This is a genomic window from Bordetella sp. BOR01 (genome assembly GCF_019218885.1).
Taxonomy (GTDB): Bacteria; Pseudomonadota; Gammaproteobacteria; order Burkholderiales; family Burkholderiaceae_B; genus Bordetella_A.
Window position 1 is genome coordinate 1 of record NZ_JAHUWT010000003.1, and the last position, 25,421, is coordinate 25,421.

28 protein-coding genes, 1 rRNA gene and 1 other RNA gene are annotated in these 25,421 nt (G+C 64.1%); 15 read left to right on the top strand and 15 right to left on the bottom strand.

Going from position 1 to position 25,421, the window contains the following annotated elements; all coding sequences use genetic code 11:
* A 16S ribosomal RNA gene (locus tag KW845_RS14790) occupies window positions 1–86 on the bottom strand; the annotation flags it as partial.
* 622 nt (window positions 87–708) lie between these two features.
* The gene (locus KW845_RS14795) at window positions 709–1,185 is read right to left on the bottom strand and encodes an Lrp/AsnC family transcriptional regulator (protein ID WP_218370048.1); all 477 of its coding nucleotides are present in this window, start codon (window positions 1,183–1,185) and stop codon (window positions 709–711) included.
* Between the two features lie 153 nt (window positions 1,186–1,338).
* On the opposite strand from KW845_RS14795, the gene hppD reads away from it, so the two are divergent.
* The gene (gene hppD / locus KW845_RS14800) at window positions 1,339–2,451 is read left to right on the top strand and encodes a 4-hydroxyphenylpyruvate dioxygenase (protein WP_218370049.1); all 1,113 of its coding nucleotides are present in this window, start codon (window positions 1,339–1,341) and stop codon (window positions 2,449–2,451) included.
* Window positions 2,452–2,491: 40 nt separating this feature from the next.
* On the opposite strand, the gene msrA is transcribed toward hppD, so the two are convergent.
* From msrA to ilvD, 3 genes are read right to left on the bottom strand one after another with little or no spacing between them, the layout of a single operon-like run.
* The gene (msrA, locus tag KW845_RS14805; protein ID WP_218370050.1) at window positions 2,492–3,049 is read right to left on the bottom strand and encodes a peptide-methionine (S)-S-oxide reductase MsrA; all 558 of its coding nucleotides are present in this window, start codon (window positions 3,047–3,049) and stop codon (window positions 2,492–2,494) included.
* Window positions 3,050–3,099: 50 nt separating this feature from the next.
* Window positions 3,100–3,453: a c-type cytochrome gene (locus KW845_RS14810; protein ID WP_218370051.1), complete on the bottom strand. Its 354-nt coding sequence runs from the start codon at window positions 3,451–3,453 to the stop codon at window positions 3,100–3,102.
* The gene (gene ilvD / locus KW845_RS14815) at window positions 3,437–5,122 is read right to left on the bottom strand and encodes a dihydroxy-acid dehydratase (RefSeq protein ID WP_218370052.1); all 1,686 of its coding nucleotides are present in this window, start codon (window positions 5,120–5,122) and stop codon (window positions 3,437–3,439) included. The genes KW845_RS14810 and ilvD overlap by 17 nt, the downstream gene beginning before the upstream one ends.
* Window positions 5,123–5,232: 110 nt before the next feature.
* Between ilvD and lgt the strand changes: the two genes are divergently transcribed.
* Window positions 5,233–6,021, top strand: coding sequence for a prolipoprotein diacylglyceryl transferase (gene lgt / locus KW845_RS14820; protein WP_218370053.1), 789 nt, complete (start codon window positions 5,233–5,235; stop codon window positions 6,019–6,021).
* Here the strand turns inward: lgt and KW845_RS14825 are convergent.
* The 4 genes from KW845_RS14825 to KW845_RS14840 form a co-directional block, all read right to left on the bottom strand.
* Complete coding sequence (locus KW845_RS14825) at window positions 5,996–6,769, bottom strand: SIMPL domain-containing protein (protein ID WP_218371379.1); 774 nt, start codon at window positions 6,767–6,769, stop codon at window positions 5,996–5,998. The genes lgt and KW845_RS14825 overlap by 26 nt on opposite strands.
* 77 nt (window positions 6,770–6,846) lie before the next feature.
* A non-coding RNA gene (gene ssrS / locus KW845_RS14830) (6S RNA) lies at window positions 6,847–7,031 on the bottom strand.
* A 44-nt stretch (window positions 7,032–7,075) separates the two neighbouring features.
* Complete coding sequence (locus KW845_RS14835) at window positions 7,076–7,387, bottom strand: cell division protein ZapA (RefSeq protein ID WP_218370054.1); 312 nt, start codon at window positions 7,385–7,387, stop codon at window positions 7,076–7,078.
* Complete coding sequence (locus KW845_RS14840) at window positions 7,387–7,833, bottom strand: hypothetical protein (RefSeq protein ID WP_218370055.1); 447 nt, start codon at window positions 7,831–7,833, stop codon at window positions 7,387–7,389. The genes KW845_RS14835 and KW845_RS14840 overlap by 1 nt, the downstream gene beginning before the upstream one ends.
* A 408-nt stretch (window positions 7,834–8,241) precedes the next feature.
* Between KW845_RS14840 and KW845_RS14845 the strand changes: the two genes are divergently transcribed.
* The 3 genes from KW845_RS14845 to KW845_RS14855 all read left to right on the top strand — a co-directional run bounded on the left by KW845_RS14845 (window position 8,242) and on the right by KW845_RS14855 (window position 11,309).
* On the top strand, window positions 8,242–8,706 hold the full coding sequence (locus tag KW845_RS14845; protein ID WP_218370056.1) for a tripartite tricarboxylate transporter TctB family protein: 465 nt from the start codon (window positions 8,242–8,244) through the stop codon (window positions 8,704–8,706).
* A 13-nt stretch (window positions 8,707–8,719) separates the two neighbouring features.
* Window positions 8,720–10,225 carry a tripartite tricarboxylate transporter permease gene (locus KW845_RS14850; RefSeq protein ID WP_218370057.1) on the top strand — a complete coding sequence of 502 codons (1,506 nt, stop codon included), beginning with the start codon at window positions 8,720–8,722 and terminating at the stop codon, window positions 10,223–10,225.
* A 178-nt stretch (window positions 10,226–10,403) separates the two neighbouring features.
* Entirely contained in the window at window positions 10,404–11,309 is a 906-nt protein-coding gene (locus KW845_RS14855) for an NAD(P)-dependent oxidoreductase (protein ID WP_218370058.1), read from the top strand.
* A gap of 42 nt (window positions 11,310–11,351) precedes the next feature.
* On the opposite strand, the gene KW845_RS14860 is transcribed toward KW845_RS14855, so the two are convergent.
* A complete protein-coding gene (locus KW845_RS14860) occupies window positions 11,352–11,981 on the bottom strand; it encodes an FMN-dependent NADH-azoreductase (protein ID WP_218370059.1) in 630 nt (209 codons plus the stop codon).
* A gap of 129 nt (window positions 11,982–12,110) precedes the next feature.
* Here KW845_RS14860 and KW845_RS14865 point away from each other — a divergent pair, with 129 nt between their 5' ends.
* The gene (locus KW845_RS14865; protein WP_218370060.1) at window positions 12,111–13,034 is read left to right on the top strand and encodes a LysR family transcriptional regulator; all 924 of its coding nucleotides are present in this window, start codon (window positions 12,111–12,113) and stop codon (window positions 13,032–13,034) included.
* Window positions 13,035–13,058: 24 nt separating this feature from the next.
* Here KW845_RS14865 and KW845_RS14870 read toward each other — a convergent pair whose 3' ends face one another.
* Genes KW845_RS14870 through KW845_RS14880 form a run of 3 tightly spaced genes read right to left on the bottom strand, consistent with a single transcriptional unit; the run spans window position 13,059 to window position 15,817 of the window.
* Entirely contained in the window at window positions 13,059–14,594 is a 1,536-nt protein-coding gene (locus KW845_RS14870) for a sensor histidine kinase (RefSeq protein ID WP_370628230.1), read from the bottom strand.
* Entirely contained in the window at window positions 14,575–15,261 is a 687-nt protein-coding gene (locus KW845_RS14875; protein WP_218370061.1) for a response regulator, read from the bottom strand. The genes KW845_RS14870 and KW845_RS14875 overlap by 20 nt, the downstream gene beginning before the upstream one ends.
* Complete coding sequence (locus KW845_RS14880) at window positions 15,242–15,817, bottom strand: RNA pyrophosphohydrolase (RefSeq protein WP_218370062.1); 576 nt, start codon at window positions 15,815–15,817, stop codon at window positions 15,242–15,244. The genes KW845_RS14875 and KW845_RS14880 overlap by 20 nt, the downstream gene beginning before the upstream one ends.
* Window positions 15,818–15,882: 65 nt before the next feature.
* Here KW845_RS14880 and KW845_RS14885 point away from each other — a divergent pair, with 65 nt between their 5' ends.
* The 8 genes from KW845_RS14885 (at window position 15,883) to ybgF (ending at window position 23,055) form a co-directional block, all read left to right on the top strand.
* Entirely contained in the window at window positions 15,883–17,613 is a 1,731-nt protein-coding gene (locus KW845_RS14885; RefSeq protein WP_218370063.1) for a proline--tRNA ligase, read from the top strand.
* 47 nt (window positions 17,614–17,660) lie between these two features.
* Window positions 17,661–18,083 carry a tol-pal system-associated acyl-CoA thioesterase gene (gene ybgC, locus KW845_RS14890; RefSeq protein WP_218370064.1) on the top strand — a complete coding sequence of 141 codons (423 nt, stop codon included), beginning with the start codon at window positions 17,661–17,663 and terminating at the stop codon, window positions 18,081–18,083.
* 3 nt (window positions 18,084–18,086) lie between these two features.
* Entirely contained in the window at window positions 18,087–18,767 is a 681-nt protein-coding gene (gene tolQ, locus KW845_RS14895; protein ID WP_218370065.1) for a protein TolQ, read from the top strand.
* Window positions 18,767–19,216, top strand: coding sequence for a protein TolR (gene tolR / locus KW845_RS14900; RefSeq protein ID WP_218370066.1), 450 nt, complete (start codon window positions 18,767–18,769; stop codon window positions 19,214–19,216). The genes tolQ and tolR overlap by 1 nt, the downstream gene beginning before the upstream one ends.
* A gap of 31 nt (window positions 19,217–19,247) precedes the next feature.
* Entirely contained in the window at window positions 19,248–20,414 is a 1,167-nt protein-coding gene (gene tolA / locus KW845_RS14905; RefSeq protein WP_218370067.1) for a cell envelope integrity protein TolA, read from the top strand.
* Window positions 20,415–20,430: 16 nt separating this feature from the next.
* The gene (gene tolB / locus KW845_RS14910; protein ID WP_218370068.1) at window positions 20,431–21,750 is read left to right on the top strand and encodes a Tol-Pal system beta propeller repeat protein TolB; all 1,320 of its coding nucleotides are present in this window, start codon (window positions 20,431–20,433) and stop codon (window positions 21,748–21,750) included.
* A 32-nt stretch (window positions 21,751–21,782) separates the two neighbouring features.
* Window positions 21,783–22,286 carry a peptidoglycan-associated lipoprotein Pal gene (gene pal / locus KW845_RS14915; protein WP_218370069.1) on the top strand — a complete coding sequence of 168 codons (504 nt, stop codon included), beginning with the start codon at window positions 21,783–21,785 and terminating at the stop codon, window positions 22,284–22,286.
* Between the two features lie 85 nt (window positions 22,287–22,371).
* Window positions 22,372–23,055 (top strand): tol-pal system protein YbgF, encoded by a 684-nt coding sequence (ybgF, locus tag KW845_RS14920; RefSeq protein WP_218370070.1) that lies wholly within the window; start codon window positions 22,372–22,374, stop codon window positions 23,053–23,055.
* 7 nt (window positions 23,056–23,062) lie between these two features.
* Here ybgF and KW845_RS14925 read toward each other — a convergent pair whose 3' ends face one another.
* Both KW845_RS14925 and KW845_RS14930 read right to left on the bottom strand, forming a co-directional pair.
* The gene (locus KW845_RS14925; protein WP_218370071.1) at window positions 23,063–23,965 is read right to left on the bottom strand and encodes an EamA family transporter; all 903 of its coding nucleotides are present in this window, start codon (window positions 23,963–23,965) and stop codon (window positions 23,063–23,065) included.
* Window positions 23,966–23,986: 21 nt separating this feature from the next.
* The gene (locus tag KW845_RS14930) at window positions 23,987–24,484 is read right to left on the bottom strand and encodes a YbaK/EbsC family protein (RefSeq protein ID WP_218370072.1); all 498 of its coding nucleotides are present in this window, start codon (window positions 24,482–24,484) and stop codon (window positions 23,987–23,989) included.
* A gap of 123 nt (window positions 24,485–24,607) precedes the next feature.
* Here KW845_RS14930 and KW845_RS14935 point away from each other — a divergent pair, with 123 nt between their 5' ends.
* Window positions 24,608–25,411: an alpha/beta fold hydrolase gene (locus KW845_RS14935; protein WP_218370073.1), complete on the top strand. Its 804-nt coding sequence runs from the start codon at window positions 24,608–24,610 to the stop codon at window positions 25,409–25,411.
* Window positions 25,412–25,421: the final 10 nt, after the last annotated feature.

Genomic DNA, 25,421 nt, shown 5'->3' on the forward strand with positions numbered 1-25,421 from the left:
GACCGAAGTCCGCGCTGCCGTTCGACTTGCATGTGTAAAGCATCCCGCTAGCGTTCAATCTGAGCCAGGATCAAACTCTTCAGTTCAATCTCTGTAATGTTCGCGCACCATCATCCCGAAAGACGACGGCACTTCGCTCAAAGAAAATGAGGTTCCTTGAATGTTTGACATTCTTGGTACTTCACTTCTATGTGAGCGCCTGATTTCTCTTTGGCTTACCCGGCCACCAAGCCCGCCCGAAGGCAAACCCCGTGGCCGTGCGCCGCGCCATCAAGCGCCCACACTTATCGGTTGTTTCGTTGTTAAAGAGCGGTACTGCCTACTGCGGTGCTGTTCTTGCAGCACAGAAACGAGATTATGAGGCCTTTCCTGCAACCTGTCAAATCAACCGCGCCTGAGTCGCTGCCTGCAGACTAAACCCGCAGCGCCTGAACAACCGGCGATTCGTAAGGGTTAACCCCCGCTGATCACCAACTGCCAAGCCCAACATCTTAGCACGATTTTTTCAGCCTGTGCAACAAGGTCAGTAGACATTGTGCCAGCCGTCGCAACAAAGACTTCGGCCCCGCCACTTGAAAAATGCTGTTCAAGCAGCGAAGGAGCGAGACTATAGCACACATGACAACCGCATGACGCTGGCTGCGACACTCTTTTTTGAAATGCCCGAATTAAATGGGGACGGCAACAGTATCCTGCCCTTCTCCCTTCTTATAGGCGCAATTCGGTTGTTTCCTTGATTTGCTGCAGGGCGAAGAAAGACTTCATGTCGACCACGGCAGGATGGCGCATGAGCGTGTCCATGGCGAAACTGGAGAAATGCGCCAGGTCGGCCACCTGCACGCGCAGCAAGTAGTCCATGTCGCCGGACATGGCGTAGCACTCGACCACTTCGGGCCAGCGCTGTACGTCGCGAGCGAACTCACCCATGGGGGCATGGCTGCCCCCCACATGCTTGTCCAGGCGAATAGAGACATAAGCCAGCAGGCCCAAACCCACTTTTTCGGCGTCGACCAGGGCGACATAGCGCTTGATATAGCCACGCTCTTCAAGCCGGCGCACACGCCGCAGGCAGGGGCTGGGCGACAACGACACGCGATCGGCCAGCTCTTGGTTGCTGAGCCGCCCGTCGCGCTGTAATTCGGCCAGGATTCTGCGATCTGTTCGATCGAGCTCTAGTTCAGCCATATTTATCCCCAATATAATTAAATACAGCAATATTATTGCCCACTTGCTGCTTTATTGGGGCAGGTTTGCAATCACCTGCTGGCCTATGCTGCCTACAATCTTCGTCCTAGACTTGGGTTTCCGAGTCATGCGAACGAGACAAGGAGCGCCGCCATGAGCACCACTTTCCAAACCTGGGACAACCCCATGGGAACCGCTGGCTTCGAGTTCATCGAATACGCCGCCCCGGACCCGGCCGCGCTGCGCAAGGTATTCGAGACGCTGGGCTTCAAGGCGATTGCTCGCCACCGTCACAAGGATGTGACGCTGTACCGCCAGGGTGGCGTGAACTTCCTGATCAATGCCGAGCCCGATTCTTTCGCGCAGCGCTTTGCCCGGCTGCATGGCCCGTCGATCTGTGCCATTGGCTTTCGCGTGCAGGATGCCGCACAGGCCTACCAACGCGCCCTGGAACTGGGCGCCTGGGGTTTTGATTCGCACAGCGGTCCGATGGAGCTGAACATTCCGGCAATCAAGGGCATAGGCGATTCGCTGATCTACCTGGTGGACCGTTGGCGCGGCAAGAACGGCCACGGCGGCATCGGCGACATCAGCATCTATGACGTGGACTTCGAACCCCTGGACGTCGCGACCGCCGAAAGCGACTTGACGCACGCCGGAGCGGGCCTGACGCTGGTGGACCACCTGACTCATAACGTGCACAAGGGACGCATGGCCGAATGGTCGGAATTCTACGAGCGCCTGTTCAACTTCCGCGAGATTCGCTATTTCGACATCGAGGGCAAGGTGACGGGCGTGAAGTCCAAGGCCATGACCTCACCCTGCGGAAATATCCGCATTCCGATCAACGAGGAAGGCACTGAGGAAAAAGGCCAGATCCAGGAATACCTGGACCTGTATCGCGGCGAGGGCATCCAGCATATCGCCATGGCCACTGATGACATCTATGCCACCGTGGAAACCCTGCGCCGCAATGGCGTGGCTTTCCTGGATACGCCTGAAACCTACTACGAGCTGCTGGATCGCCGCCTGCCCAACCACGGAGAAGACGTGGCGAGCCTGCAGAAGAACCGCATCTTGCTCGATGGCGCCCCCGGCGGCGGGCTGTTACTGCAGATCTTCACCGAGAACCAGATCGGCCCGATCTTTTTCGAGATCATTCAGCGCAAGGGCAACGACGGCTTCGGCGAAGGCAATTTCAAGGCCTTGTTCGAATCCATCGAGCTGGACCAGATGCGCCGCGGGGTCGTCAAGACGGTCGAATGAGGCTGGCCGCGCGCGCCAGCAGGCTTTTGCAAGCGCGGCATCATCGTGCCAGGCGGTCGCGGAATTGCTTGCGGAATTTGGCGACCTTGGGCGCGATGACAAACTGGCAATAGCCCTGCTCGGGATGCAGAGCGAAATAGTTGCGGTGGTAGTCTTCGGCCGGCCAGAAGGTGGCCGGCTCACGCAGTTGCGTGACCAGCGGCGCATCGTAAATGTGCTGCTCGTCGATTTCGGCCATGACGGCCCGGGCCTGCTGGCGCTGCGATTCGTCTTGCCAGAAGATGGCGGATTCGTATTGCGGGCCGACGTCGTTGCCCTGACGACCCGGTGTGGTGGGATCGTGGGTGGCAAAGAACACCCGCAGCAAATCGCTATAAGAAAGCACGGCAGGATCGAACTCGACACGGGCCACTTCGATGTGGCCGGTGTTCTTGCCGCACACCTGTTCGTAGGTGGGGTTGTCGACATGCCCCCCGCTGTAGCCGGGCGCCACACTGATGACGCCGCGCAAGTCGACCAGCACGGCCTCGACGCACCAGAAGCAGCCACCCCCCAGCACGGCGACCTGGGTGGAGCCCGTAGAACCTTGTTCCGACATATCCGTTCCTTGTTCAAAGGCAACCGCCAATCGGGGCGGCCACGGTACTACTACTGAGGCTTGGGCGGCGACAGCGACAGGATCCACTGCGCCAATTTATGCGCTTCGTCTTCACTGACCTGCGATTGCGCCGGCATGGGCACTGCGCCCCACGCCCCACGGCCGCCCGAGCGGATCTTGGCCGCCAGGTACTGGACCATGGCCTCGCCCTGCCCCGCATAGCGTTCGGCCACGCTGCGCAGCGGAGGGCCGACCCGCTTGCTGTCGACCTGGTGACAGGCCATGCAGGCCTTGCGCTGCGCCAGCGCCAGGCCATCGACCTGGGCTTGGGCGCTGGCGGCTGCCGGAAGACCGGCCCACAGGCCACAGGCGACCATGGCCGCCAGACTACGCTTCAAATGCATCGGTAACTGCCCCACGGCTGGCGGTGCCGGCCAGCTTGCCGAACTTGGCAAGCACGCCGCGCGTGTACCGTGGCTTGGGCTGGATCCAGGCCTGACGGCGCGCCGCCATTTCCTTGTCAGAAATATTGAGCTGCAACAATAATTGGTGAGCGTCGATGGTAACCGAATCGCCTTCGCGGATCAGGGCAATGGGGCCGCCGACATAGGCCTCGGGCGCCACATGGCCCACCACCATGCCCCAGGTGCCGCCGGAGAAACGACCATCGGTGATGAGCCCGACGGTTTCGCCCAGGCCCTGCCCGACCAGGGCCGAGGTGGGTGCCAGCATTTCACGCATGCCGGGGCCGCCCTTGGGCCCTTCATAGCGAATGACCACCACATCGCCATCGCGGATGCGGCGGTCCATGATGGCAGCCATGGCGTCGTCTTCGGAATCGAATACGCGCGCCGGCCCCGTGATGACGGGATTCTTCAGCCCGGTGATCTTGGCCACGCACCCTTCGGGCGAAAGATTGCCTTTGAGGATGGCCAAGTGGCCCTGCGGGTACAGGGCGCGGTCGATCGGGCGGATGATGTCTTGCCCGGCGGGCGGCTGGGCAGGCACATCGGCCAGCGTTTCGGCGATGGTCTTGCCCGTGATGGTGATGCAGTGGCCGTGCAGCAGGCCAGCATCGAGCAGCAGCTTCATCACCTGCGGGATGCCGCCGGCGCCATGCAGGTCGGTGGCCACATAGCGGCCGGAAGGCTTGAGATCGCAGATGACCGGCACGCGACGACGGATGCGCTCGAAATCGTCGATCGTCCACTCGACTTCTGCGGCATGGGCGATGGCCAGGAAATGCAGCACCGCGTTGGTGGAGCCGCCCGTGGCCATGATGACCGAAACGGCGTTCTCGATGGATTCGCGGGTGATGATGTCGCGCGGGCGCACTCCGCGCCGCACGGCATCGACCAGCACGCGGGCGGACTCGGCGGCCGAAGCGACTTTCTCGCTGTCTTCATTGGCCATGGTGCTGGAATAGGGCAGGCTCATGCCCATGGCCTCGAACGCCGAGCTCATGGTGTTGGCCGTGTACATGCCACCGCACGAGCCCGAGCCCGGAATGGCGCACTTTTCTATCTGCTTGAAGTCTTCCTGGGGCATGCGGCCCATGGTGAATTCGCCAACCGCCTCGAATACCGACACGATGGTCAGGTCTTGCCCCTTGTACCGGCCCGGCTTGATGGTGCCGCCGTACACATAGATGCCCGGCACGTTCATGCGGGCCAGGGCGATCATGCCGCCGGGCATGTTCTTGTCACAGCCGCCGATGACCACCACGCCATCCATCCACTGGCCCTGCACGGCGGTCTCGATGCAGTCGGCAATGACTTCGCGCGACACCAGCGAGTATTTCATGCCCTCGGTACCCATGGACATGCCGTCGGAAATGGTGGGCGTACCAAACACCTGGGGGTTGGCGCGCGCCACGCGCACCGCCTCGATGGCCGCGTCGGCCAGGCGCTGCAAGCCGCTGTTGCAGGGGGTGATGGTGGAATGGCCGTTGGCCACGCCGATCATGGGATTGTCGAAATCAGCTTCCTGGTAGCCCAGCGCGTAATACATGGCGCGGTTGGGCGCGCGGGCGACGCCATGGGTAATGTGGCGGGAACGTTCGTTGTTCGGCATGGTCTGTCTCCGGAATGTTGCGCGGCCCGCCTGGCGGTCGGGCACCCGTCGCTGTGTGGCGACACGTTCGCCGGTTATTATCGACCCAATCTTTTTATGCGTGGCGGAATATGCTGCACTATCCCGAGTTCGACCCCATTGCCCTGCGTATCGGCCCCCTGGCCATCCATTGGTACGGCTTGATGTACCTGGTGGGATTCGCACTGGTCTACGCGCTGGGCCGCGTACGCCTGGCGCGCGGCCACACGCCGGCGCTGCAGCCGCGCGACCTGGAAGACCTGATTTTCTATAGCGTGCTGGGCGTGGTGCTGGGCGGGCGCCTGGGTTATGTGCTGTTCTACAAGCCGGCCTACTACCTGACGCATCCGCTGGAAGTACTGTATCTGTGGGAAGGCGGCATGTCGTTTCACGGCGGGCTGATTGGTGTGATCCTGGTGATGGTGCTGTTCGCACGCAAGAAGGGGCTGTCGTTCTTTACCGTCAGCGATTTCATCGCGCCCTTGATTCCGCTGGGCCTGGGCGCGGGCCGGCTGGGCAACTTCATCAACGGTGAATTGTGGGGCCGCCCCACCGATGTGCCCTGGGCCATGGTGTTTCCGCAATCGGGCGACGGGTTGCCCCGCCATCCGTCGCAACTCTATGAGCTGGGGCTGGAAGGCCTTGTGCTGTTTGCGCTGTTGTGGTGGTTTTCGGCCAAGCCGCGTCCCACCGGACAGGTGAGCGCGTTGTTCCTGATTGGCTACGGCGCTTTCCGCTTCTTGGTGGAATTCACCCGCGAACCGGATAATTTCCTGGGCTTGCTGGCCGGCGGCATGAGCATGGGACAGTGGTTGTCCCTGCCCATGGTGGCGCTGGGGATTGCGCTGTATGTATTCAGTGCAAAGCGACAGTCCCGTTGACGGCAATACTGACCGTGACCTTGCCGGCCTCGAGCGGCACATCGGCGGATTCAGCCACGCTGCTCTTGGCCATCATCTGGGCGCCCATGGGGCGCGGCACCGGCACCGGTGAACCGCCTCCGCTGAGTTCCAGGCTGCGCACGCGGTAGCCGCTGAAGCCGAATGCGGTGGCCGCCGCCAGGGCGCGATCGCGGAAGGCATCGGCGGCCTGGCTGAGCAACTTGCGCTCTTCGGCCTCGCGCGCTTCGCGCGAAAGCAGGAAGCTGATCTGGGCGATGGCAGTCTTGTCGGACAGCTTGGAGGCCAGCGCCGAAGCGGCGGCGAAATCCTTGGATTCGAGGGTGATTTCGCCTCGGGCACGCCAGTTCTGGATCTTGCCTTTCTCGTTGGCATTGGGCCACACGTTATAGCCGCCGGTACGCACTTGCACATCCTTGGTGCCTTGCGCGCGCTTGACGGCGTCATCGAGCGCGGTGCTCAATGCCTTGCCGGCCGCAGCCTGCGACGCGGCCTCGAGTTCAGTGGCCAGCGTGATACGTACGGTATCTTGCTGCACATCGGACGAGGCGGACGCTTGCAAGGTGAGCTCGGGTGCACGCTTGCCTGCATCGTCGGACTGCGGCGCTGACGGCTGGGGCTGCTGGGGCGAGGGCTGCTGCGCGAGGGCCGGCTGCACGGCGGCCAGGGCCAAGGCGGCGCAGCAAGCGGCCGCGATCCGGTTCAATGAAAGCACGGAATGGGAGTGCATCATGGCAAACCTGTATAGGGAGGGGAAGGAGGAGACATCCGGTGCGGACCTGCATGGAGAAGCAGGCCCGCCGGAAAAGATGCCCCACCTGTGCCGTCTAGGCCGGCATCTCGAACCATGAGGTTCAAGGTGGTCGCGGTCCGTTGAGCGTCGGGTTCATCTACGAGAGACAATCACTCCAGCTCACCATTCGCGCAACCAATATGCCATAAGACATAGGTTCAGAGAATGTATGGCCAAGTCACGAGCACGGCAGGGACAAACTGAAAAACATCGCGTGATACCGACACGCCGGGGGCTTGCGCCCTACAACAATTTTTCCTGGCCAGACAAGGCGTCGTCGAGCAAGGAGTTCATGTCTTCGATTCTACGCTTGAAGTCGCCGACCGCCAACCCGCCCAGCGGGCCGTCGGGTGTCTTCATGGCCAGAAGTTCGCTGGCGATTTGCAACGCCGCCATGACGGCGATGCGTTCGTTGCTGGAGACCTTGCCCGAGCCCTGCACGCGCAGCATGAGCTGGTCGACGTGGCGCACGGCAGCCATCAGGGCGGGTTTTTCGTCGGCGGAGCAGGCGAGCGAGTAGTCGCGCCCCAGGATGGTGACATCGACGCGTTCCATCAGGGTTGCTCTCCGGTGGGTGCGCCGGGCAACCTGGCCAGCACAGTGTCGATGCGCTCGCGCGCGGCGGCGGCCGCGACGCGCAGGCGTTGCAGGTCGGTGTCGCGCGCGTTGAGGCTGCCCTGCAGTTCGGCTTCGCGGGCACTGGCACGGGTTTCCAGCGTCTGGCGATCAGCCGTGGCACGGGCGAGCTCTTCGCGCAGGTCGGATTCGGCCTGGCGGGCGTCGGCGAGCATGGTGGTCACCGTGCCGTCGTGCTCTTGCAGCTTGGCCTGCAGGGCCTGGATTTCAGCCTGGCGATCGGCGCAGCGCTGTTCGAGCGCGCGCTGGCTGGATTCGCTTTGGCTCAGGCGGACACGCAACGCGTCGCGCTCGGCATGGAGCTGCCGGGTGCGTTGCACCAGTTGCCCGATACGGGCGGCGAGTTGGTCGAGGTCTTGCAACATGGGCGCTATCGTAAACCATCCGCGTGCCGGCCGGGCGGCCGCACGCAACGTGAGAAACACGGCAATATTCAGTAGGACTTCGGCAGCCGGACGAAGCCGCCAACCAGAAGGATAAATCGTTCGGCGCGCTTGCGGCGGCTTTCGCCCGTCTTTCTATTTACTTTCACTTTGCTTTCATTCCGAGCCGATTCGAGCCCGGGGTTACAACTTGGGCGCCCGTTCTAGGGAAAACCCCATCCGCACAGTGGATGGTGCGGGTTTGCAGGCCCAGGCCCCTTCGCTACCATGCGCGCTGCCTGAAAGGCGCCTCCTTGACTCGATAAGAACTAGCGGCATCTTCAAGTGCCTTTTTGTGCCGGCCCGCAACCGGCCTGATTTTAATTCACATGCTGTAAATAGGAGTACACCATGCAGCTACGCAATCGGCAGGATTTCTGGTCGGGGGTGATGTTCATCGCCCTGGGCCTGGGATTCGCCTGGAAAGCAGCAAATTACCAGATGGGTACCGCCGCCCGGATGGGACCGGGATATTTCCCTTTCGCGCTGGGATTGGTTCTGGCGATATTGGGCGCCATCGTGCTGCTCGGCTCGCTGGCCAAGAACGCCACCGAAACCCAGGTGGAGAAATTCGACTGGCGTATCGCTTTCCTGGTGATTGGCTCGGTCATCCTGTATGGCCTGATCCTGAAGCTGCTGGGTATCTATATATCGGTATTCATCCTGGTGGTGGTGAGCAGCCTGGCCAGCCACGAATTCAACTTCAAAGTCGCCGCTGCCAACGGCGTGTTCCTGGTGGTGTTCTCGTACCTGGCGTTCGTCAAGGGGCTGGGGCTGATTTTCCCGCTGTGGCCGTCGTTTCTAGGCATGAATTAAGGAGTTAGCGGCCATGGAATTGTTTGATCACTTGATGCTGGGTTTCTCGGTGGCGTTCACGCCCGAGAACCTGCTGTACGCCCTGCTGGGTTGTATTCTGGGGACGCTGATCGGGGTGCTGCCCGGGATCGGTCCGGTTCCCACCATTGCGATGCTGCTGCCGATCACCTACGTGCTGCCCCCGGTGGCCGGCCTGATCATGCTGGCGGGTATCTATTACGGTGCGCAGTACGGCGGTTCGACCACCGCCATCCTGGTGGCGCTGCCGGGCGAGACATCCGCAGTGGTGACGGTGCTGGACGGCCACCAGATGGCGCGCAATGGCCGGGCGGGTGCCGCGCTGGCCATTGCCGCCATGGGCTCGTTCTTCGCCGGCTGCGTGGCCACGCTGTTGCTGGCCGGGTTTGCGCCCCCGCTGGCCGAAGTCGCCTTCAAGTTCGGCCCCGCCGAATACTTCTCGCTGATGACCCTGGGCCTGGTGGGCGCCGTGGTGCTGGCTTCGGGCTCGCTGCCCAAGGCTATCGCGATGATCATCCTGGGCCTGCTGCTGGGCATGGTGGGTACCGACGTCAACTCGGGCGTGGCCCGTTTCGACTTCGGCATTCCCGAACTGCAAGACGGCATCGACTTCGCCATCGTGGCCATGGGCGTGTTCGGCTTCGCCGAAATCATGACCAACCTGGAACAGAAAGAGAATCGCGTCGACATCACCGGCAAGATCGGCTCGCTGTACCCCAACAAGCAGGAATTCCGCGAAGCGGCTCCGGCCGTGGTGCGCGGCACGATCCTGGGCTCGATGCTGGGCATCCTGCCCGGTGGCGGCGCGGTGTTGTCCTCGTTCGCGTCATACACGCTGGAAAAGAAGATCTCGAAGAACCCCGAACGCTTTGGCAAGGGCCACCCGGCCGGCCTGGGCGGACCGGAATCGGCCAATAACGCGGCCGCGCAGACTTCGTTCATTCCGCTCCTGACGCTGGGTATCCCGGGCAACGCCGTGATGGCGCTGATGGTCGGCGCGATGACCATCCACAACATCCAGCCCGGCCCGCAGGTCATGACCAGCCACCCGGAACTGTTCTGGGGCCTGATCGCCTCGATGTGGATCGGCAACCTGATGCTGGTGGTGCTGAACCTGCCGCTGATCGGCCTGTGGGTCAAGCTGCTGAAGGTGCCCTACCGCATCCTGTTCCCGGCCATCCTGGTGTTCTGCACGATCGGCGTGTATTCGCTGAACTACAACACCTTCGACATCTTTACCACTGCCATCTTCGGCGTGGTCGGCTATGTGTGGTCCAAGCTGAAATGCGAAGGCGCGCCGCTGCTGCTGGGCCTGGTGCTGGGCCCCATGATGGAAGAAAACTTCCGCCGTGCCCTGCTGCTGTCGCGCGGCGATTTCTTCACCTTCGTCGACCGGCCGCTGTCGGCTTCGCTACTGGCCGTGGCCCTGGCGCTGGTCGTGCTGGTGGCCCTGCCGTCGATCCGCAAGAAGCGCGAAGAGACCTTTGTAGAAGAAGAGTGACATGCTGGTTCGGTGTCAGGCCCCCATGCGGGCCTGACACCGCAAGTGGCGCGACAAGGTGTCCGACTCCCACCCCAGGGCGTCCGGCACCTTTTTTTGTGCGCATCGGTTTTTCGCCGCGGCGCGGGCTGATTGCGGTAACGTTCAGGTTTCTACACAGCCAACCCGGAGACTCTGCATGGCATCCATCGGTTCCAGGGACTACGACAAGGTCGTATCCCAGAAAGTCGCGTTCCTTGGCCTGGGCGTCATGGGCCTGCCCATGGCCGGCCACTTGGCGCGAGCCGGCCACGAGGTCACTGTCTACAACCGCACCCCGGCCAAGGCACAGGCCTGGAGCAAGGAATTCGGCGGGCAAAGCGTGGCCACCCCGCGCGAAGCCGTGGCCGGTGCGCAGATCGTGTTCGCCTGCGTGGGTAACGATGACGACCTGCGCAGCGTGGTGCTGGGCGAGGATGGTGCATTCGCGGGCATGGCATCCGGCGCCATCTTTGTAGACCACACAACGGCATCGGCCGACGTGGCGCGCGAGCTATATGCCCTGGCTCGTGAACAACGCCTGCAATTCGTGGACGCGCCGGTATCGGGCGGCCAGGCCGGCGCAGTCAACGGCGCTCTGACCATCATGTGCGGCGGCGAAGCCGAGGTCTTCGAGGCAATCAAGCCGGTGGCCCAGGCCTATGGCCGTGCCGTTACACGGGTGGGCGCCCCCGGCGCGGGCCAACTGGCCAAGATGGTGAATCAGATCTGCATCGCCGGCATCGTGCAAGGCCTGTCGGAAGCCATCGCATTCGGGCAGGCTGCCGACCTGGACATGAAGCTGGTGCTGGATGTGATCAGCAAAGGCGCCGCCCAGAGCTGGCAGATGGAAAACCGCGGTGGCACCATGGTGGACGACAAGTTCGACTTCGGCTTCGCCGTGGACTGGATGCGCAAGGACCTGGGCCTGGTGCTGTCCGAAGCCCGCCACAATGGGGCCAGGCTGCCGCTGACGGCGCTGGTGGACCAGTTCTATGGCGATGTGCAGAAGGCAGGCGGCGGGCGCTGGGACACGTCCAGCCTGATCACCCGCCTGCGGGATTGAACCGCCAGGCCAGCCGCCGGCCCGCGCACGCGCGGGCGGCGTTCAGGCGGCCCGTCGCTGCGGCGGCTGGGCCTGCACCAGCGCATCGATGTGTTGCCGGGCCTGGGCCAGCCCTTCCTGGGCAGCCAGTTCGCCCAGTGCCATGCCCTCGGCAGTGATGAAAACAGGGTCGGCCAGGCCCACGAATGCCAGGATCTGCGTCAGGTACGGGGTCAGGGTGTCGCTGGGCGTGCCCCGGGCCTTGCCGCCGCGCGTACTGAGCACCAGCACCTGCTTGCCCTTGAGCAGCCCTTCGGACACGCCTTCCGGGGTATAGCGGAACGTCACGCCGGCGCGCGCGATGTAATCGATATAGCTCTTGAGCTGGGCCGGCAGGCTGAAGTTATAGACGGGAACGGCGAACACGATGCGGTCGGCATCGAACAGTTCGGCAATCAAGGCATCGCTACGGGCAACCATGGCCGATTGCGCGGCCGTGCGCTGGTCCGCCGGCGTGAACAGCGCGCCAGCGGTTGCGCCGTCGAAATAAGGGATGGGATCGGCACCCAGGTCGCGCACCTGGATCGAGCCTGCGGGCTCGAGCTGGCGCAGGCGCTGGATGAGGTGATCGGCCAATTGATTGGATCTGGAACGATCGCCCAGGATAGAAGCAAGGATGACCAAGGTTTTCATAGCATTCTCCGGTTCGCCGTGCGAGGCGCTGTGGACATGCCTGTACTGTAGACAAGCTGATTGGAACCATAAACCCGGTTAAGATGAACTATTCGTTCCACAAACGGGACAATAGCCGGAGCGATTCCGATGCAAGACCTGAATGACTTGTTCTATTTTTCACAGGTAGTGGAGCACGGCGGTTTCAGCGCCGCGTCGCGGGCCCTGGACATCCCGAAGTCGCGCCTGTCGCGACGGATTTCGCAGTTGGAAGCAACCCTGGGGGTGCGGCTGCTGCAGCGTACTACCCGCCGCCTGCGCCTGACACGGGCGGGCGAGCGATACCTGCACTATTGCCGCGAGATGACGGCCTCGGCGCGAGCGGCCGAAGACGCCATGCGCCAATTGCAGGAACAACCGTGCGGGCCGGTGGTGGTGAGCTGCCCCATCGCCATCGCCCAGCAGATGCTGGCGCCCTTGCTGCCCGAATTCCTGGACGCCTGGCCGTCCATTTCGGTGCAAGTGCTGGCCACCAATCGCCGCGTGGACCTGATCCGGGAAGGCGTGGACCTGGCGCTACGGGTACGGACCCGGCTGGACACAGACGCCGAGCTGGTGGTCAAGCACCTGGGCATGGCCAGCAGCAGTATCGTGGCCAGCCCGGCTTATCTGCAGCGCCACGGCACGCCCGAGACGCCCCAGGACCTGGTCGCGCACACCACGCTCAGTTTCAGCGACCCCCAGCCCGAGGTGCGCTGGCCGCTGCGCAACCGGCAAGATGAGGAAATACAGGTAGCGCTGCATCCCCAGCTGTGTTGCAACGATTTCATCGTACTGACTGAAGCGGCCGTGCGCGGCCGCGGCATTGCCCTGCTGCCGACCGTGGCCACCTATGAAGAACTGCGTCGCGGCCAACTGGTGCAGGTGCTGCCCGACTGGCTATCGCCCACGGGCATTGTCCACTGCATTTATCCCTCGCGCCGCGGCATGGCCCCGGCAGTGCGGGCGCTGCTGGACTTCATCTCGGACCGGCTGCCCGGCCTGTATGCACGCATGCAACACGGCGCATCGTAGGGGCAACCGTCGCGCGGTGACGCCTCAGGCCAGATTGGCGGCGGGGTCCGGCGCAACCAGCACGGGGTCGGCCACCGGTAACCACAATACCGCCGCCAGACCCACCCCGCCCTGGGCATTGGGCTCGCCATCGCGCAGTTCGATGTCGCCGTCATTGCGACGAGCGTAGGCGCGCGCGATAGACAGCCCCAATCCCGAACCCGGCGACACCGGGGAACGGCCTGGCACCAGGCGATCGAAGCGGGCGAACGCGCGGGCTCGCGCCATGGCGTCGATGCCCGGACCATTGTCGGACACGGAGACCTCGGCTCGATCGCCTTGCCGCGCAACGGATACCGTGATGCGCGCGCCGGTGGGCGCGTAGTGAATGGCGTTGTGGACCAGGTTGGACAAGGCCTCGTGCAGCTCGACGTCGCTGCCTACGACTGGCACCGCGGGATTGCCCTGGGCCGTACCGTGCTGGCAGGCGGCCGCCCAACCCAGGTCTTGCTGCTTCTCGTGAGACAGGGGCAGGTACTGCAGCACGACATTGCGCGCGACTTCGTTCAGATCCAGCAATTGACGCGGGGTCGGGTCGGCCTGGCTGGCATGGGCTAGCGACAACAATTGTTCGGTAAGGCGCCGCGTGCGCCCAAGCTGGTCGACGATGGCACGCAACCCTTCCTGAGCCCGCTTCGGATCGGGTTCGCGCAAGGCGTACTGGGCCTGGGTCAGCATGATGGCCAGCGGCGTGCGTAGCTGATGCGAGGCGTCGGCCAGGAATTGCGACTGCTCGTCGAGCACGCGCCGATGCCGGGCAACGTGGTAGTTGACCGCCTCGACCAGCGGAATGACTTCGCTGGGCACGCGGGAAGCGTCCAGCGGGGTGAGATCGTCGGGCCGTCGCGCGCGAATGTCGTTGCGCAGCCGCGCCAGCGGCCGCAGCGACCAGGCCACGCCCCACCAGACCAGGATGGCCACCAGCCCCAGCATGCGGGCGTCGCGCAGCAGTTCCTGGCGCCGGGCGGCGGTCTCGGCCTGCAAGCGCCGCCCGATGCTTTCCGCTACCAAGACCAGTACCTGGCGATGCTGGCCGCGGTAGTGCAGGTCGCGCAGGACCGCCACCACCCGTACAGGGTCGTTACGGTAAACGCTGTTGAAAAACACGGGTTCGCCGCGCGTCGAGGGCCACGTGGGCGGCCGCGGCAATTCGGGCATGCCGGCCACCGTGCGGCCGGCCGGCGGCACCTGCACAGCACCCTCGGGCAAGGGCGGATCGATTTCTTCGATGCGGAAATACTTGCGCAGGCCCGCCTTGGATTCGAGGATGACCTGGGCATATACCGGCGTGGCTACCGCCAGATGGCCGTCGGGCGTGAATTCGATGCTGCTTTCCAGCACCCGGGCAGGCTCGAGCAGTGCGCTGTCGTAGGCTTCGTTGGTAATGGCCGCCAGGGTGCGGTAGTCGTTCCAGCTATCTATGACCAGCAGCAGGATGACGCCGGGCAGCAGCAGCGTGATCAGCAGGGTGCGAATGCCGACCAGCGGGAAGCGAAAGCGCTCAGGTTCCGGCGGGTTCACTGGCGCTGCTTTCCAGCATGTAGCCCAGGCCGCGCACCGTGACAATGCGCACGTCGCTGCCCGCCAGTTTCTTGCGCAGGCGGTGCAGCACGACCTCGATGGCATCCAGGTTGGCTTCGCTGTCTTGCGTGAAGACCTTGCCGAACAATTGGGCCTTGTCGACCGGATAGCCGCTGCGCGTCAGCAGGGCAACCAGGGCGGCGTGTTCGCGCGGCGTCAGGAACAGCAGGTTGCTGTCCAGGGTAAACGCGCGGCTTTCGCCGTCGTAGGCCAGCGACCCGCATTGCAGGCGCGGAAACTGCCGGCCCCGGCTGCGCCGCACCAGCGCCGCCACACGTGCCTCGAGCTCTTCGAGCGCGAAAGGCTTGGTCAGGAAATCGTCGGCGCCCAGGTTCAGGCCGCGCACGCGATCCTGCAATGCGCCCTGGGCCGTCAGCAACAGTACTGGCGTGCGGTCATCGCGGCCACGCATGTCGCGCAACACCACCAGCCCGTGCTTGTCGGGCAGGCGCAGGTCCATGACGATGGCGTCATACTCGTTGGCGGCCATCAGGCTTTCGGCGCTGCGGGCGTCGGGCGCGTGGTCGGGAGTGAAGCCGCTTTGCGCCAGCGCCCGGACCAGCCACGACGCCATTTCGAGCTCGTCTTCAACCAGCAATATGCGCATGACCGTCGGGTTCGGCGGGCAGGCCTTCGGCTCCACGGCCTTGGCCATGGACACGTTGGCGTAGGTAGCGGGTTTCGTGCTGGCGCCGGAACAGGATGGCGGAAAGCTCGTTCAGCGCCAGGGTGTAGACCTCGCGCTTGAACTCGATGACCGCATCCAACGGCACCCAATATTGGCTCCAGCGCCAGGCGTCGAACTCCGGATGCTGCGTGGCACGCAGGCATACGTCGCAGTCGCGGCCAACCAGGCGCAACAGGAACCAGATCTGTTTTTGACCCTTATAGTGCCCGCGCCATTCGCGCCGGACGAAATGATCAGGTACGTTATAGCGCAGCCAGTCGCGTGTGCGCCCCAAAATGCGGACATGTTCGGGCTTCAGGCCCACTTCTTCATGGAGCTCGCGATACATGGCTTGCACCGGGCTTTCGCCATACTTGATGCCGCCTTGCGGGAACTGCCATGCGTGTTCCCGGATACGCTTGCCCCAAAAGACCTCGTTTTTGCCGTTTACGAGAATAATGCCAACATTGGGACGGTAGCCTTCACGATCGAGCATGGGCCACCCCCACCGAATTCAATACAATTACAGTCGATTATACGTATCTGAAGCCACCTTTAAATATGCGCGCATCCACCTACCATCTGAACACCCTGAAAGAGGCCCCCGCCGAGGCCGAAGTCGCCAGCCACCGGCTGATGACCCGCGCGGGCATGATCCGCAAGCTGGCCGGCGGGATCTATACCTACATGCCGCTGGGCCTGAAAGTGATCCGCAAGATCGAGGCGATCGTGCGCACCGAGATGAACGCCGCGGGCGCCATCGAGCTGCTGATGCCGGTGGTGCAGCCGGCCGAGCTGTGGCAGGAGTCGGGCCGCTGGGAACAATACGGCGCCGAGCTGCTGCGCATCAAAGATCGCCACCAGCGCGATTTCGTGCTGCAGCCGACCTCGGAAGAGGTGATCACGGACATCGCCCGCAATGAAATCCACAGCTATCGGCAACTGCCGCTGAATTTCTATCACATCCAGACCAAATTCCGCGACGAGCGCCGTCCGCGCTTCGGGCTGATGCGAGGCCGCGAATTCACCATGAAGGACGCGTACTCGTTCGACCGCGACGAGGCCGCCTCTCAGGCAAGCTACGACAGGATGTATGACGCCTACATGCGCATCTTCGGTCGGCTGGGGTTGCAGTTCCGCGCCGTGGCGGCCGATACCGGCTCGATCGGCGGCACGCGCAGCCACGAGTTCCAGGTAATCGCCGACACCGGCGAAGACCTGCTGGTCTACAACCCCGACTCGCAGTACGCCGCCAATATCGAACTGGCCGAAGCACCGGGCCTGCTGGCCGAACGCGCACCGGCCGCCCAGCCCCTGGAGGCCGTACCCACGCCCGGTGCCGCCAAGTGTGAAGAGGTGGCTCGCCTGCTGGACCTGCCGCTGGACCGCACGCTGAAATCCATTGTGCTGGCCACCGAGCCCGAACCGGGCAAGGTGCAGGTGTGGCTGCTGCTGCTGCGCGGCGACCACGAGCTCAATGAGGTCAAGACGGGCAAGCTGCCAGGCCTGGCCGGCTTCCGCTTTGCGACCGAAGCCGAGATCGTGGCCCATTTCGGCTGCAAGCCCGGCTACCTGGGCCCCATCGGCACCGCCCTGCCGGTACGCGTGGTGGCCGACCGCACGGTGGCCAACATGGCCGACTTCGTCTGCGGGGCAAACCGCGAAGATTTCCACTATCAGGGCGCCAACTGGGGACGCGACCTGCCCGAACCCGAACTGGTGGCCGACCTGCGCAACGTGGTCGAGGGCGATCCCGCCCCCGGCGGCACCGGCCGGCTGGCCATCCAGCGCGGCATCGAGGTCGGCCATGTGTTCTTCCTGGGCACCAAGTATTCCGATGCCCTGAAAGCCACCTTCCTGGACGAGACCGGCAAGCCGGCCACCTTGCAGATGGGCTGCTACGGCATCGGCATTACCCGGATCGCCGGCGCCGCCATCGAGCAGAACCACGATGCCCGCGGCATTATCTGGCCGCGCGCCCTCGCGCCGTTTGAAGTGGTGATCTGCCCGGTTGGCTGGGGCAAAAATGAAACCGTACGTAACGAATCCGTAAAATTGTATGACGAACTGCGCGCTCGTGGCGTGGATGTCATCCTGGACGACCGTGACGCCCGGCCGGGCGTCATGTTCGCTGAATGGGAACTGATAGGGGTGCCCCTGCGCGTAACAGTTGGAGAACGCGGTCTTAACGACGGTGTGGTGGAATTGCAGGCCCGTCGCGAAAGCGAAGCCGCAAAGATCCCCGCCGAGTCTGCCCTGGAAAAGGTGCTGGCCAAGCTGGAAACACTGTAGACTGCCCGGCCCTGCCCGCCCGGCGACCGAGAGGCTGCCATATCATTGTGATTGAACCGAAGTCCACCGAATCCGTCCTGAACGTCCGTGTCTACTATGAAGACACGGACGCGGGCGGCGTGGTGTTCTACGCCAACTACCTAAGATTCCTGGAGCGTGCCCGCACCGAGTGGCTGCGCGACCTGGGAGTCGAGCAATCGGCCCTGGCCGAGCGCGAAGGGCGGCTGTTCGTGGTCCACTCTCTGGACATGTCTTATCGCAAACCGGCGCGGCTGGATGACTTCATCACCATACGCAGCCGCGTCACACGAGTCGGCCGCGCTTCGATAAACTTCGTGCAGCGTGCCGAACGCGACGGGGAACTGCTCGCGCAAGGCAATATCCAAGTCTGCTGTGTCGATACGGTGCATCTGCGCCCGGCGGCCCTGCCGGCCGTCGTTCGCACCAAACTGGAATCCCTTCAGGAATAACCCATGCAAGTCACCAACGACATGTCGTTGCTTTCGCTGCTCACGCACGCCAGCCTCCCCGTCCAGCTCATCATGTTGCTGCTGCTGGGCATTTCCATCCTGTCCTGGACATACATCTTCGCCAAGCGCCTTGCCATCAAGCGCGCCCACGCCCAGACGCGCCGCTTCGAAGACGACTTCTGGTCCGGCGGCGACCTGTCCATGTTGCAGCAGGCGGTGGCCAGCCGCCGCGACGAGCAGGGGGCACTGGCGCGCATCTTCGATGCGGGCATGACCGAGTTCCTGAAGGCGCGCCGCACCAATGCCAACGGCGACGTCAACACATTGCTGGATGGCCCGCGCCGCGCCATGCGGGCGGCCTACCAGCGTGAAATGGATTCGCTCGAGTCGCACCTGAACTTCCTGGCCTCGGCCGGCTCGGTCAGCCCCTATATCGGCCTGCTGGGCACCGTTTGGGGCATCATGCACGCATTCATCGGCCTGTCGAACATGCAGCAGGCCACGCTGGCCTCGGTGGCCCCCGGCATCGCCGAAGCACTGATCGCCACCGCCATCGGCCTGTTCGCGGCGATTCCTGCCGTGGTCGCCTACAACCGGTATACCCACGACATCGACCGCCTGTCGATCCGGTTCGACAGCTTCGTCGATGAGTTCCTGAACATCCTCCAACGCCAGGTGCGCTGATGCCCTCAGTCCGGTCGCACGGCCGCGCGGGCCGACGCATGAAGGCCGACATCAACGTCGTGCCGTATATCGACGTGATGCTGGTGCTATTGGTGATCTTCATGGTCACCGCGCCGCTGATCACCCCCGGCCTGATCAACCTGCCCTCAGTGGGCCAGGCCTCTGAAGTGCCGGCCACGCCGCTGGAAGTGCAGATTTCCGAAGACGGCCAGGTGGCGTTGCGCATGCGCGAGGCTGGTGCCACGCCGCAAGACATCGCCCGCGACCAACTGGTCGACCAGGTGCGCCAGCGCATCACGGCCGAGACGCCCGTGGTGATTGCCGCCGACGGCAAGGTACCGTACGAAACCGTGGTGAAGGTCATGGACGAACTGCGCAGCAATGGCGTCACCCGGCTGGGCCTGCTGGTCGACCAGGGCGCGGCCGCGCAGGAACCGCAAAAGCGCTGATGCGCCGCTGCCTGCCGCTACTGCAACGCCTATGACCCCCCCTATCTTCCGACACGACGGTACCGCGCCGATCACTCCCGCCGCGCAAGACAACCGCAAGGCGCTGCTCCTGGCCATCCTGGTGCACATATTATTGGTGCTTGCCTTGGTCCTGGGCGTCAACTGGCACTCGGAGAACCCTGGCCCGGTGCAAGTGGAGTTATGGGCCGACGGCGATACGCCCGACTCCCCGCCGCCGCAAGAACAGCCGGACGAGCCCAAGCCCGAGCCTCCGCAGCCCCAGCCGGAACCCGAACCGACGCCCGAGCCGCCGGAACCGCAGCCGGAACCCGAGCCACAACCCGAGCCGCCCCCACCGCCGCCGGTCGAGCAGCCACAGCCCCCGCAGCCCGACCCCGAGATTGCGCTGGAGGAGGCCCGCAAGAAACGCGAACAGGAAGAGAAAACCCGCCAGGAGGCCGAAGCCGCCAAGGAAAAGGCTCGCCTGGAAGAAGAACGCAAACAGGCCGAGCTGAAAGAAAAGCAGCGCCTGGAGCAAGAACGCAAACAAGCCGAAAAGGCCGCGGCTGAGAAAGCGGCCGCCGAAAAGGCTGCCACCGAGAAGAGGGCCGCAGCCGAAAAAGCCGCGGCCGAGAAAAAAGCCGCCGAGAAGGCTGCCGCTGAAAAGGCCGCTGCCCAGAAGGCGGCGACGGAAAAGGCGGCCGCCGAAAAAGCCGCGGCCGAAAAGAAGGCCGCCGAGAAAGCTGCCGCCGAGAAAAAAGCCAAGGAAGAAACCGCCAAGAAAGCGGCCGCCGAAAAAGCAGCGGCTGCCAAGAAAGCTGCCGCCGACAAAGCCCTGCGCGATGCATTCCGCAACGACGCCATGGGCGCGGCCGGCATCCCTGGCGGCACTGCCGACCGCAACCAGCAAGGTGGCGGACGCGACGATGGCTATGGCGCCAAGGTGCGCGCCTGCGTCCGTCCGGGGGTGGCCTATCCGACCCCGCCGCGCAGTGGCTCGGCCAACCCCACCGCCCAATACCGGGTACAGTTGAGTTCGGACGGCAAGGTCACCGGCGTAAACCTGACCAGTTCGTCGGGCAATACCGGCTTTGACCGCGCTGTCGAAACCGGTATCCGGCGCTGCAATCCGTTCCCCAAACCCTCGACGGGCCGCTATGAGTCCGTCATCGACGTCGTGTACAGAATGTATGACTGACAGGAGATTGCTGACCATGACTCCCGCCTCCAGCCGCCCCTATCCTGCGGAGCTCGCACGTGCCTATGGCGCGCTGTTCACCCTGCTGACGGCAATCGCCCTGCTAGTCTGGCAGCCCGCCCATGCGCAACTGCGCGTCGATATCTCGGGCACTGGCGCCACTCAGTATCCCGTGGCGATCGCCGATTTTGCCGTGGATGACGTGCATGGCCGTGCCATTGCCGAAGTCATTCGCGCCGACCTGACCCGCACCGGCCAGTTCCGCCTGGTCAGCGCCGCGGGTTCGGGCCTGAATATCGATTCGCCGGTGGCCTACGACGACTGGCGCACCAAGGGCGCCGATTTCCTGGCCTACGGCAGCATCACCCGAGGTGCAGATGGCCGCTATGACGTTCGCTACCGCTTGGCCGATACTGTCAAGAAAGGCCAGCTGGACGGCGTGGCGTTCTCGGGCTCGGAGCAAGAATTGCGCCGCGTGGCCCACCAGATCGCCGACCGTATTTACGAGAAGATCACCGGCGTACGGGGTGTGTTCTCGACGCGTATCGCATACGTGCTCAAGCGCGGCAACACCTACGAGCTGCAAATCGCCGATGCCGATGGGCAAAACCCCCAGGTGGCCCTGCGTTCGCGCGAGCCGGTGATTTCGCCGGCCTGGTCGCCCGACGGTAGCAAGCTGGCGTACGTAAGCTTTGAATCGGGCAAGCCGGTGGTGTATGTGCACACGCTGGCCACCAGCGCGCGTATCCCGGTCGCAAACTTCAAGGGCAACAACAGCGCACCCGCCTGGTCACCCGACGGCAGCAAGCTGGCCGTGGCCCTGACGCGCGATGGTTTGTCGCAAATTTACATCGTCGGAGCCGACGGAAGCTCGAATATGCGTCGACTTACGCGTTCCCCGGGCATTGACACCGAGCCGATCTTTACGCCCGATGGCCGTTCCATTATCTTTACCAGTGATCGCAGCGGTGGACCGCAAATCTATCAAACCAGCCTCGACGGAGGCGATGCCCGTCGGTTGACATTTAACGGTAGTTACAACATCTCACCCCGAATTTCCCCCGACGGTTCCACGCTGCTGTACGTTTCAAGACGCGACGGCGCGTTTCGCATCGCCTCACTCCAACTTGCCACTGGCACTGAAACCCTGTTGACCGACGGTCGCGATGACCAGGCACCGAGTTTCGCCCCCAATGGCATGCAGATCCTGTACGCAGCGGTCCAGAACGGCCGCAGTGTATTGGCAGGCGTGTCCAGCGATGGTCGCGTGCGGCAGACGCTCTCGGTACTGAATGGAGAAATACGTGAACCGACCTGGGGACCTTTTACCCGCTAAACACGTATGACCCCCTTTGCAAAGGAACAATCATGAAAATGCGTATTGCCAAAAGCCTCACTATTGCCGCCCTGGCCGCCACCCTGGCCGCTTGCAGCTCGGTCCCGCTTGACGACCAAGCTGGCCAGGCGGGCTCTGGCACTTCTGGCCAAGGCACTGCCTCGGGCCAGGTCATGGACCCCTTCAACCCGCAGAGCATTCTGGCGCAACAACGCTCGGTTTTCTTTGATTTCGACAGCTACACCGTGCCCGACCAGTACCGTGGCCTGGTTGAAACCCATGCCCGCTACCTGGCGTCGAATCAGCAACAGCGCGTCCAGATCCAAGGCAACACTGACGAACGCGGCGGCGCCGAATACAATCTGGCCTTGGGCCAGCGCCGTGCCGACGCTGTGCGCCGCATGATGACCCTGCTGGGCGTCAGCGATGCGCAGATCGAAACCATCAGCTTCGGCAAGGAAAAGCCCCGCGCCACCGGCACCACCGAAGCCGATTTCGCGGAAAACCGCCGCGCCGATATCGAGTATCAGCGCTAAGCATTTCCGCGCATCAGCACTGCCGCGCGTCGGGACGGTCAAGCGGCCGTTCCGACGTTTTTGTTTTTAAATTCTGGAATTTCTCATGCGCGCTCAAGTCCTGCCCTTGCGTACCCTGGTCCTGACGGCCGCCCTGGCCGCAGCCGCCGTGGCCGCCCCCGCCCATGCCTTTTCCGACGACGAGGCCCGCCGGGCTATCCTGGATCTGCGCCAACAGGTGCAGCAGCAGAACGAGCAGAACCAGCGCGCACGCCTGCAACTGGCTGATCAATTGCAGTCTTTGCAGCAAGAAATTACCCAGTTGCGCGAGCAACTGGAACTGGTGTCGCGCCAGCAGCCCAACACGCAGCCGGGCCAAGGCGCGAACAACCCGCCGGGCGCCACCGCCAGCGACCCTCGCGAACAAGCCGCCTACGATGGCGCCATCGACCAGTTCCGCAAGGGGCAGTACAAGGAAGCCGCCGAATCGCTGGCTGCGTTCATTGCCCTGTACCCCGCCAGCCAGCTTGCCCCCACCGCCAAGTTCTATCTGGGCAGCAGCCGCTACGCCGCCAAGGACTACAAGGGTGCCATCGAAGAACTGAATCAGTTGGTGCAGCAGTCGCCCGACAACGCGCGCGCGCCCGACGCCCTGCTGGTGATTGCCGGCAGCCAGATCGAGTTGAACAACCGCGCCGGCGCCAAGGCCTCGCTGCAGCGTATCGTGAAAGACTATCCCAACACGCCGGCCGCCGAAACGGCCCAGAGCCGGCTGCAACTGCTGCAATAGCGGCGGGTTAGCGAGCCGAGACCAGCAGCAGGCCCACCCCCAGCACGATCAGGGCGATGCCGGCCAGTTCGCGCCGGCTGGTGGCGTGCGAAAACAAGCGGCGCGACAGCAGTTGCGCAAATAGCACTTCAACCAGCCCCAGCGTGCGCACGTTGGCGGCTGCCGTCAGCGCAAAGCCCAGGAACCAGCCTTGCGAGGCCGACGCGCCCAGCAGTCCGCCCCATATCGAGGCACGCCATGCCGCCAGGCAAGCGGCCAGCAGGGCACGGTTGAACAGCACCATCCAGATCACCAGCAACAGCGTCTGCACACCCAGCGACCAGGCCAGGGTCCAGGTGGCTTGCAGAAAGAAGCTACCGCTGTCCAGCGCCAGGATGGCACCGCGAAAGCCGATGGCAGACAGCGCAAAGAAGGCGCCCGAAACCAAGCCCAGCAAAGCCGGGCGCAGGCTGCCGCGACCCGTGGCCGAGGCCGGGTTACCCGACATCAGCACCACCCCCAGCGTGGCCAGCAGCACGGCAGCCACCCCCATCAGCGACAAGGGGTCGCCCAGGACGGCGAAGCCGAACAGGGCCACCTGAATGGGCTCGGTCTTGGTCCAGGCGGTGACCACGACGAACGAACGCTCGCGCATGGCGGCCAGCATCAAGGCGGTGGCGGTGACCTGGGCCACGGCCCCGCCCAGCACGAACAGCAGGAACCCGGTTCCGGCACGGGGCGCCGGCCCTCCGCCGATGGCCAGTACCAGCGCCAGGAACAGCAGCGCGAACGGAAATCCGAACAGGAAACGCACTTGCGTGGCACCCAGGGTGCCCAGCGTGGTAGTCAGGCTGCGCTGTACCGCGTTGCGGCCCGCCTGGGCCGCCGCGGCGAACAGCGTGGCGGGAATCCAGACCCAGGTCCAGTCCATGGCGATGCTCTCTTTACGGGGTTATGCGCGCAGCGCGATGTCGGCGACCGGGGCACCGGTCATGTCGGCCAATTGCTGTGGGCTGAGCCGGAACACCGCGTGCGGGTGGCCGGCGGCCGCCCATAGCGAGTCGTACTGGAACAGGTCCTGGTCGATCAGCATGGCCGGCTTGACGGCATGGCCGATGGGGCACACGCCGCCTATGGCATAGCCGGTCATGTCGCGCACGTAGCGGGCATCGGCCTTGGCCAGCTCGCCCACCAGCCCGGCAACCTTCGCTTCGTCGACGCGGTTCACGCCGCTGGCGACGACCAGCACCGGTACGTTGTCGATGCGGCGGCGGAAGATGATCGATTTGGCGATCTGGGCTACCTGGCAGCCCAGGCCTTGCGCGGCTTCGGCGGAGGTCTTGCCGGTTTGCGGCAGGATGACGATGGGATGGTCGTGGCCCAGGTCTTGCAACAGGCGGGCCACCCGCTGCGCGGCTTCGGGCAGGGGCGTGACAGATTCAGCAGACATGCGTGACGGTTCCGTGCAATCGGACGCGGCGCGGACGGTGCCGCAGGCTAAGGCCACTGAGTGTAGCAGCGCGGGGCGCCCGGGGCGCTAGAATCACGCGCTGGACTTCCGGCATTGCCCGACATGCGCTCAGAACCCCAACTGCCCCTGCAAACCGCCAGCATCAATGGCTATGCCATGACGTACACCGAATACGGCCAGGGCACGCCTCTGGTGCTGGTACACGGCTCGCTGTGCGATTGCCGCTACTGGAAATCGCAAATGGGCCCGCTGGGCCGTTCGTTTCGCGTGCTGGCACCCAGCCTGCGCCACTATTGGCCGCAGCAATGGGACGGCGTCATGTTCTCGATGAGCCAGCATGTGGACGACCTGCTGGCCTTCATCGACACCGTGGGCGAAGGCTCGGCCCATGTGGTGGGCCATTCGCGCGGAGCCCGCGCGGCGCTGGAAACGGCGCTGCGCGAGCCGCAGCGGGTGCGCTCGCTGACATTGGCCGATCCGGGGCTGCCGCTGCCCGACCGCGGCGACGACCTGCGCGGTGGTTTTCGCCAGCGCGCACTGGCGCTGATCGAGGCTGGCGAAGTCGACGCCGGGCTGGCCTTGTTCGTCGACACGGTGTCCGGTGCGGATACGTGGCGCCGCATGGTGCCATGGTTCAAGGACATGGTGCGCGACAATGCCTCGACGCTGGGCGGGCAAGCCACCGAGCACCTGCCGCCCGTGGCGCGCGAGCAGGTCGAACGGCTGGCCCTGCCCACGCTGCTGATCGGCGGCGCGCTCAGCCCGGCGCCCTACCCGGCTGTGCTGGACATGCTGGCCGAATGGCTGCCCGCGGCACACAAGGAAGTGATCGCCGGCTCGTCGCACGGCATGAACCTGGGCAACCCGCGCGCCTTCAACGCCGCCATCGAGAACTTCCTGGCCTAGCGTCCGGTGG

Bases quoted from the DNA above. Each gene is read 5' to 3' on its own strand.
- KW845_RS14795 (WP_218370048.1), bottom strand. From the start codon at position 1,185: ATGGCTGAACTAGAGCTCGATCGAACAGATCGCAGAATCCTGGCCGAA.
- hppD (WP_218370049.1), top strand. From the start codon at position 1,339: ATGAGCACCACTTTCCAAACCTGGGACAACCCCATGGGAACCGCTGGC.
- msrA (WP_218370050.1), bottom strand. From the start codon at position 3,049: ATGTCGGAACAAGGTTCTACGGGCTCCACCCAGGTCGCCGTGCTGGGG.
- KW845_RS14810 (WP_218370051.1), bottom strand. From the start codon at position 3,453: ATGCATTTGAAGCGTAGTCTGGCGGCCATGGTCGCCTGTGGCCTGTGG.
- ilvD (WP_218370052.1), bottom strand. From the start codon at position 5,122: ATGCCGAACAACGAACGTTCCCGCCACATTACCCATGGCGTCGCCCGC.
- lgt (WP_218370053.1), top strand. From the start codon at position 5,233: ATGCTGCACTATCCCGAGTTCGACCCCATTGCCCTGCGTATCGGCCCC.
- KW845_RS14825 (WP_218371379.1), bottom strand. From the start codon at position 6,769: ATGCACTCCCATTCCGTGCTTTCATTGAACCGGATCGCGGCCGCTTGC.
- KW845_RS14835 (WP_218370054.1), bottom strand. From the start codon at position 7,387: ATGGAACGCGTCGATGTCACCATCCTGGGGCGCGACTACTCGCTCGCC.
- KW845_RS14840 (WP_218370055.1), bottom strand. From the start codon at position 7,833: ATGTTGCAAGACCTCGACCAACTCGCCGCCCGTATCGGGCAACTGGTG.
- KW845_RS14845 (WP_218370056.1), top strand. From the start codon at position 8,242: ATGCAGCTACGCAATCGGCAGGATTTCTGGTCGGGGGTGATGTTCATC.
- KW845_RS14850 (WP_218370057.1), top strand. From the start codon at position 8,720: ATGGAATTGTTTGATCACTTGATGCTGGGTTTCTCGGTGGCGTTCACG.
- KW845_RS14855 (WP_218370058.1), top strand. From the start codon at position 10,404: ATGGCATCCATCGGTTCCAGGGACTACGACAAGGTCGTATCCCAGAAA.
- KW845_RS14860 (WP_218370059.1), bottom strand. From the start codon at position 11,981: ATGAAAACCTTGGTCATCCTTGCTTCTATCCTGGGCGATCGTTCCAGA.
- KW845_RS14865 (WP_218370060.1), top strand. From the start codon at position 12,111: ATGCAAGACCTGAATGACTTGTTCTATTTTTCACAGGTAGTGGAGCAC.
- KW845_RS14875 (WP_218370061.1), bottom strand. From the start codon at position 15,261: ATGCGCATATTGCTGGTTGAAGACGAGCTCGAAATGGCGTCGTGGCTG.
- KW845_RS14880 (WP_218370062.1), bottom strand. From the start codon at position 15,817: ATGCTCGATCGTGAAGGCTACCGTCCCAATGTTGGCATTATTCTCGTA.
- KW845_RS14885 (WP_218370063.1), top strand. From the start codon at position 15,883: ATGCGCGCATCCACCTACCATCTGAACACCCTGAAAGAGGCCCCCGCC.
- tolQ (WP_218370065.1), top strand. From the start codon at position 18,087: ATGCAAGTCACCAACGACATGTCGTTGCTTTCGCTGCTCACGCACGCC.
- tolR (WP_218370066.1), top strand. From the start codon at position 18,767: ATGCCCTCAGTCCGGTCGCACGGCCGCGCGGGCCGACGCATGAAGGCC.
- tolA (WP_218370067.1), top strand. From the start codon at position 19,248: ATGACCCCCCCTATCTTCCGACACGACGGTACCGCGCCGATCACTCCC.
- tolB (WP_218370068.1), top strand. From the start codon at position 20,431: ATGACTCCCGCCTCCAGCCGCCCCTATCCTGCGGAGCTCGCACGTGCC.
- pal (WP_218370069.1), top strand. From the start codon at position 21,783: ATGAAAATGCGTATTGCCAAAAGCCTCACTATTGCCGCCCTGGCCGCC.
- ybgF (WP_218370070.1), top strand. From the start codon at position 22,372: ATGCGCGCTCAAGTCCTGCCCTTGCGTACCCTGGTCCTGACGGCCGCC.
- KW845_RS14925 (WP_218370071.1), bottom strand. From the start codon at position 23,965: ATGGACTGGACCTGGGTCTGGATTCCCGCCACGCTGTTCGCCGCGGCG.
- KW845_RS14930 (WP_218370072.1), bottom strand. From the start codon at position 24,484: ATGTCTGCTGAATCTGTCACGCCCCTGCCCGAAGCCGCGCAGCGGGTG.
- KW845_RS14935 (WP_218370073.1), top strand. From the start codon at position 24,608: ATGCGCTCAGAACCCCAACTGCCCCTGCAAACCGCCAGCATCAATGGC.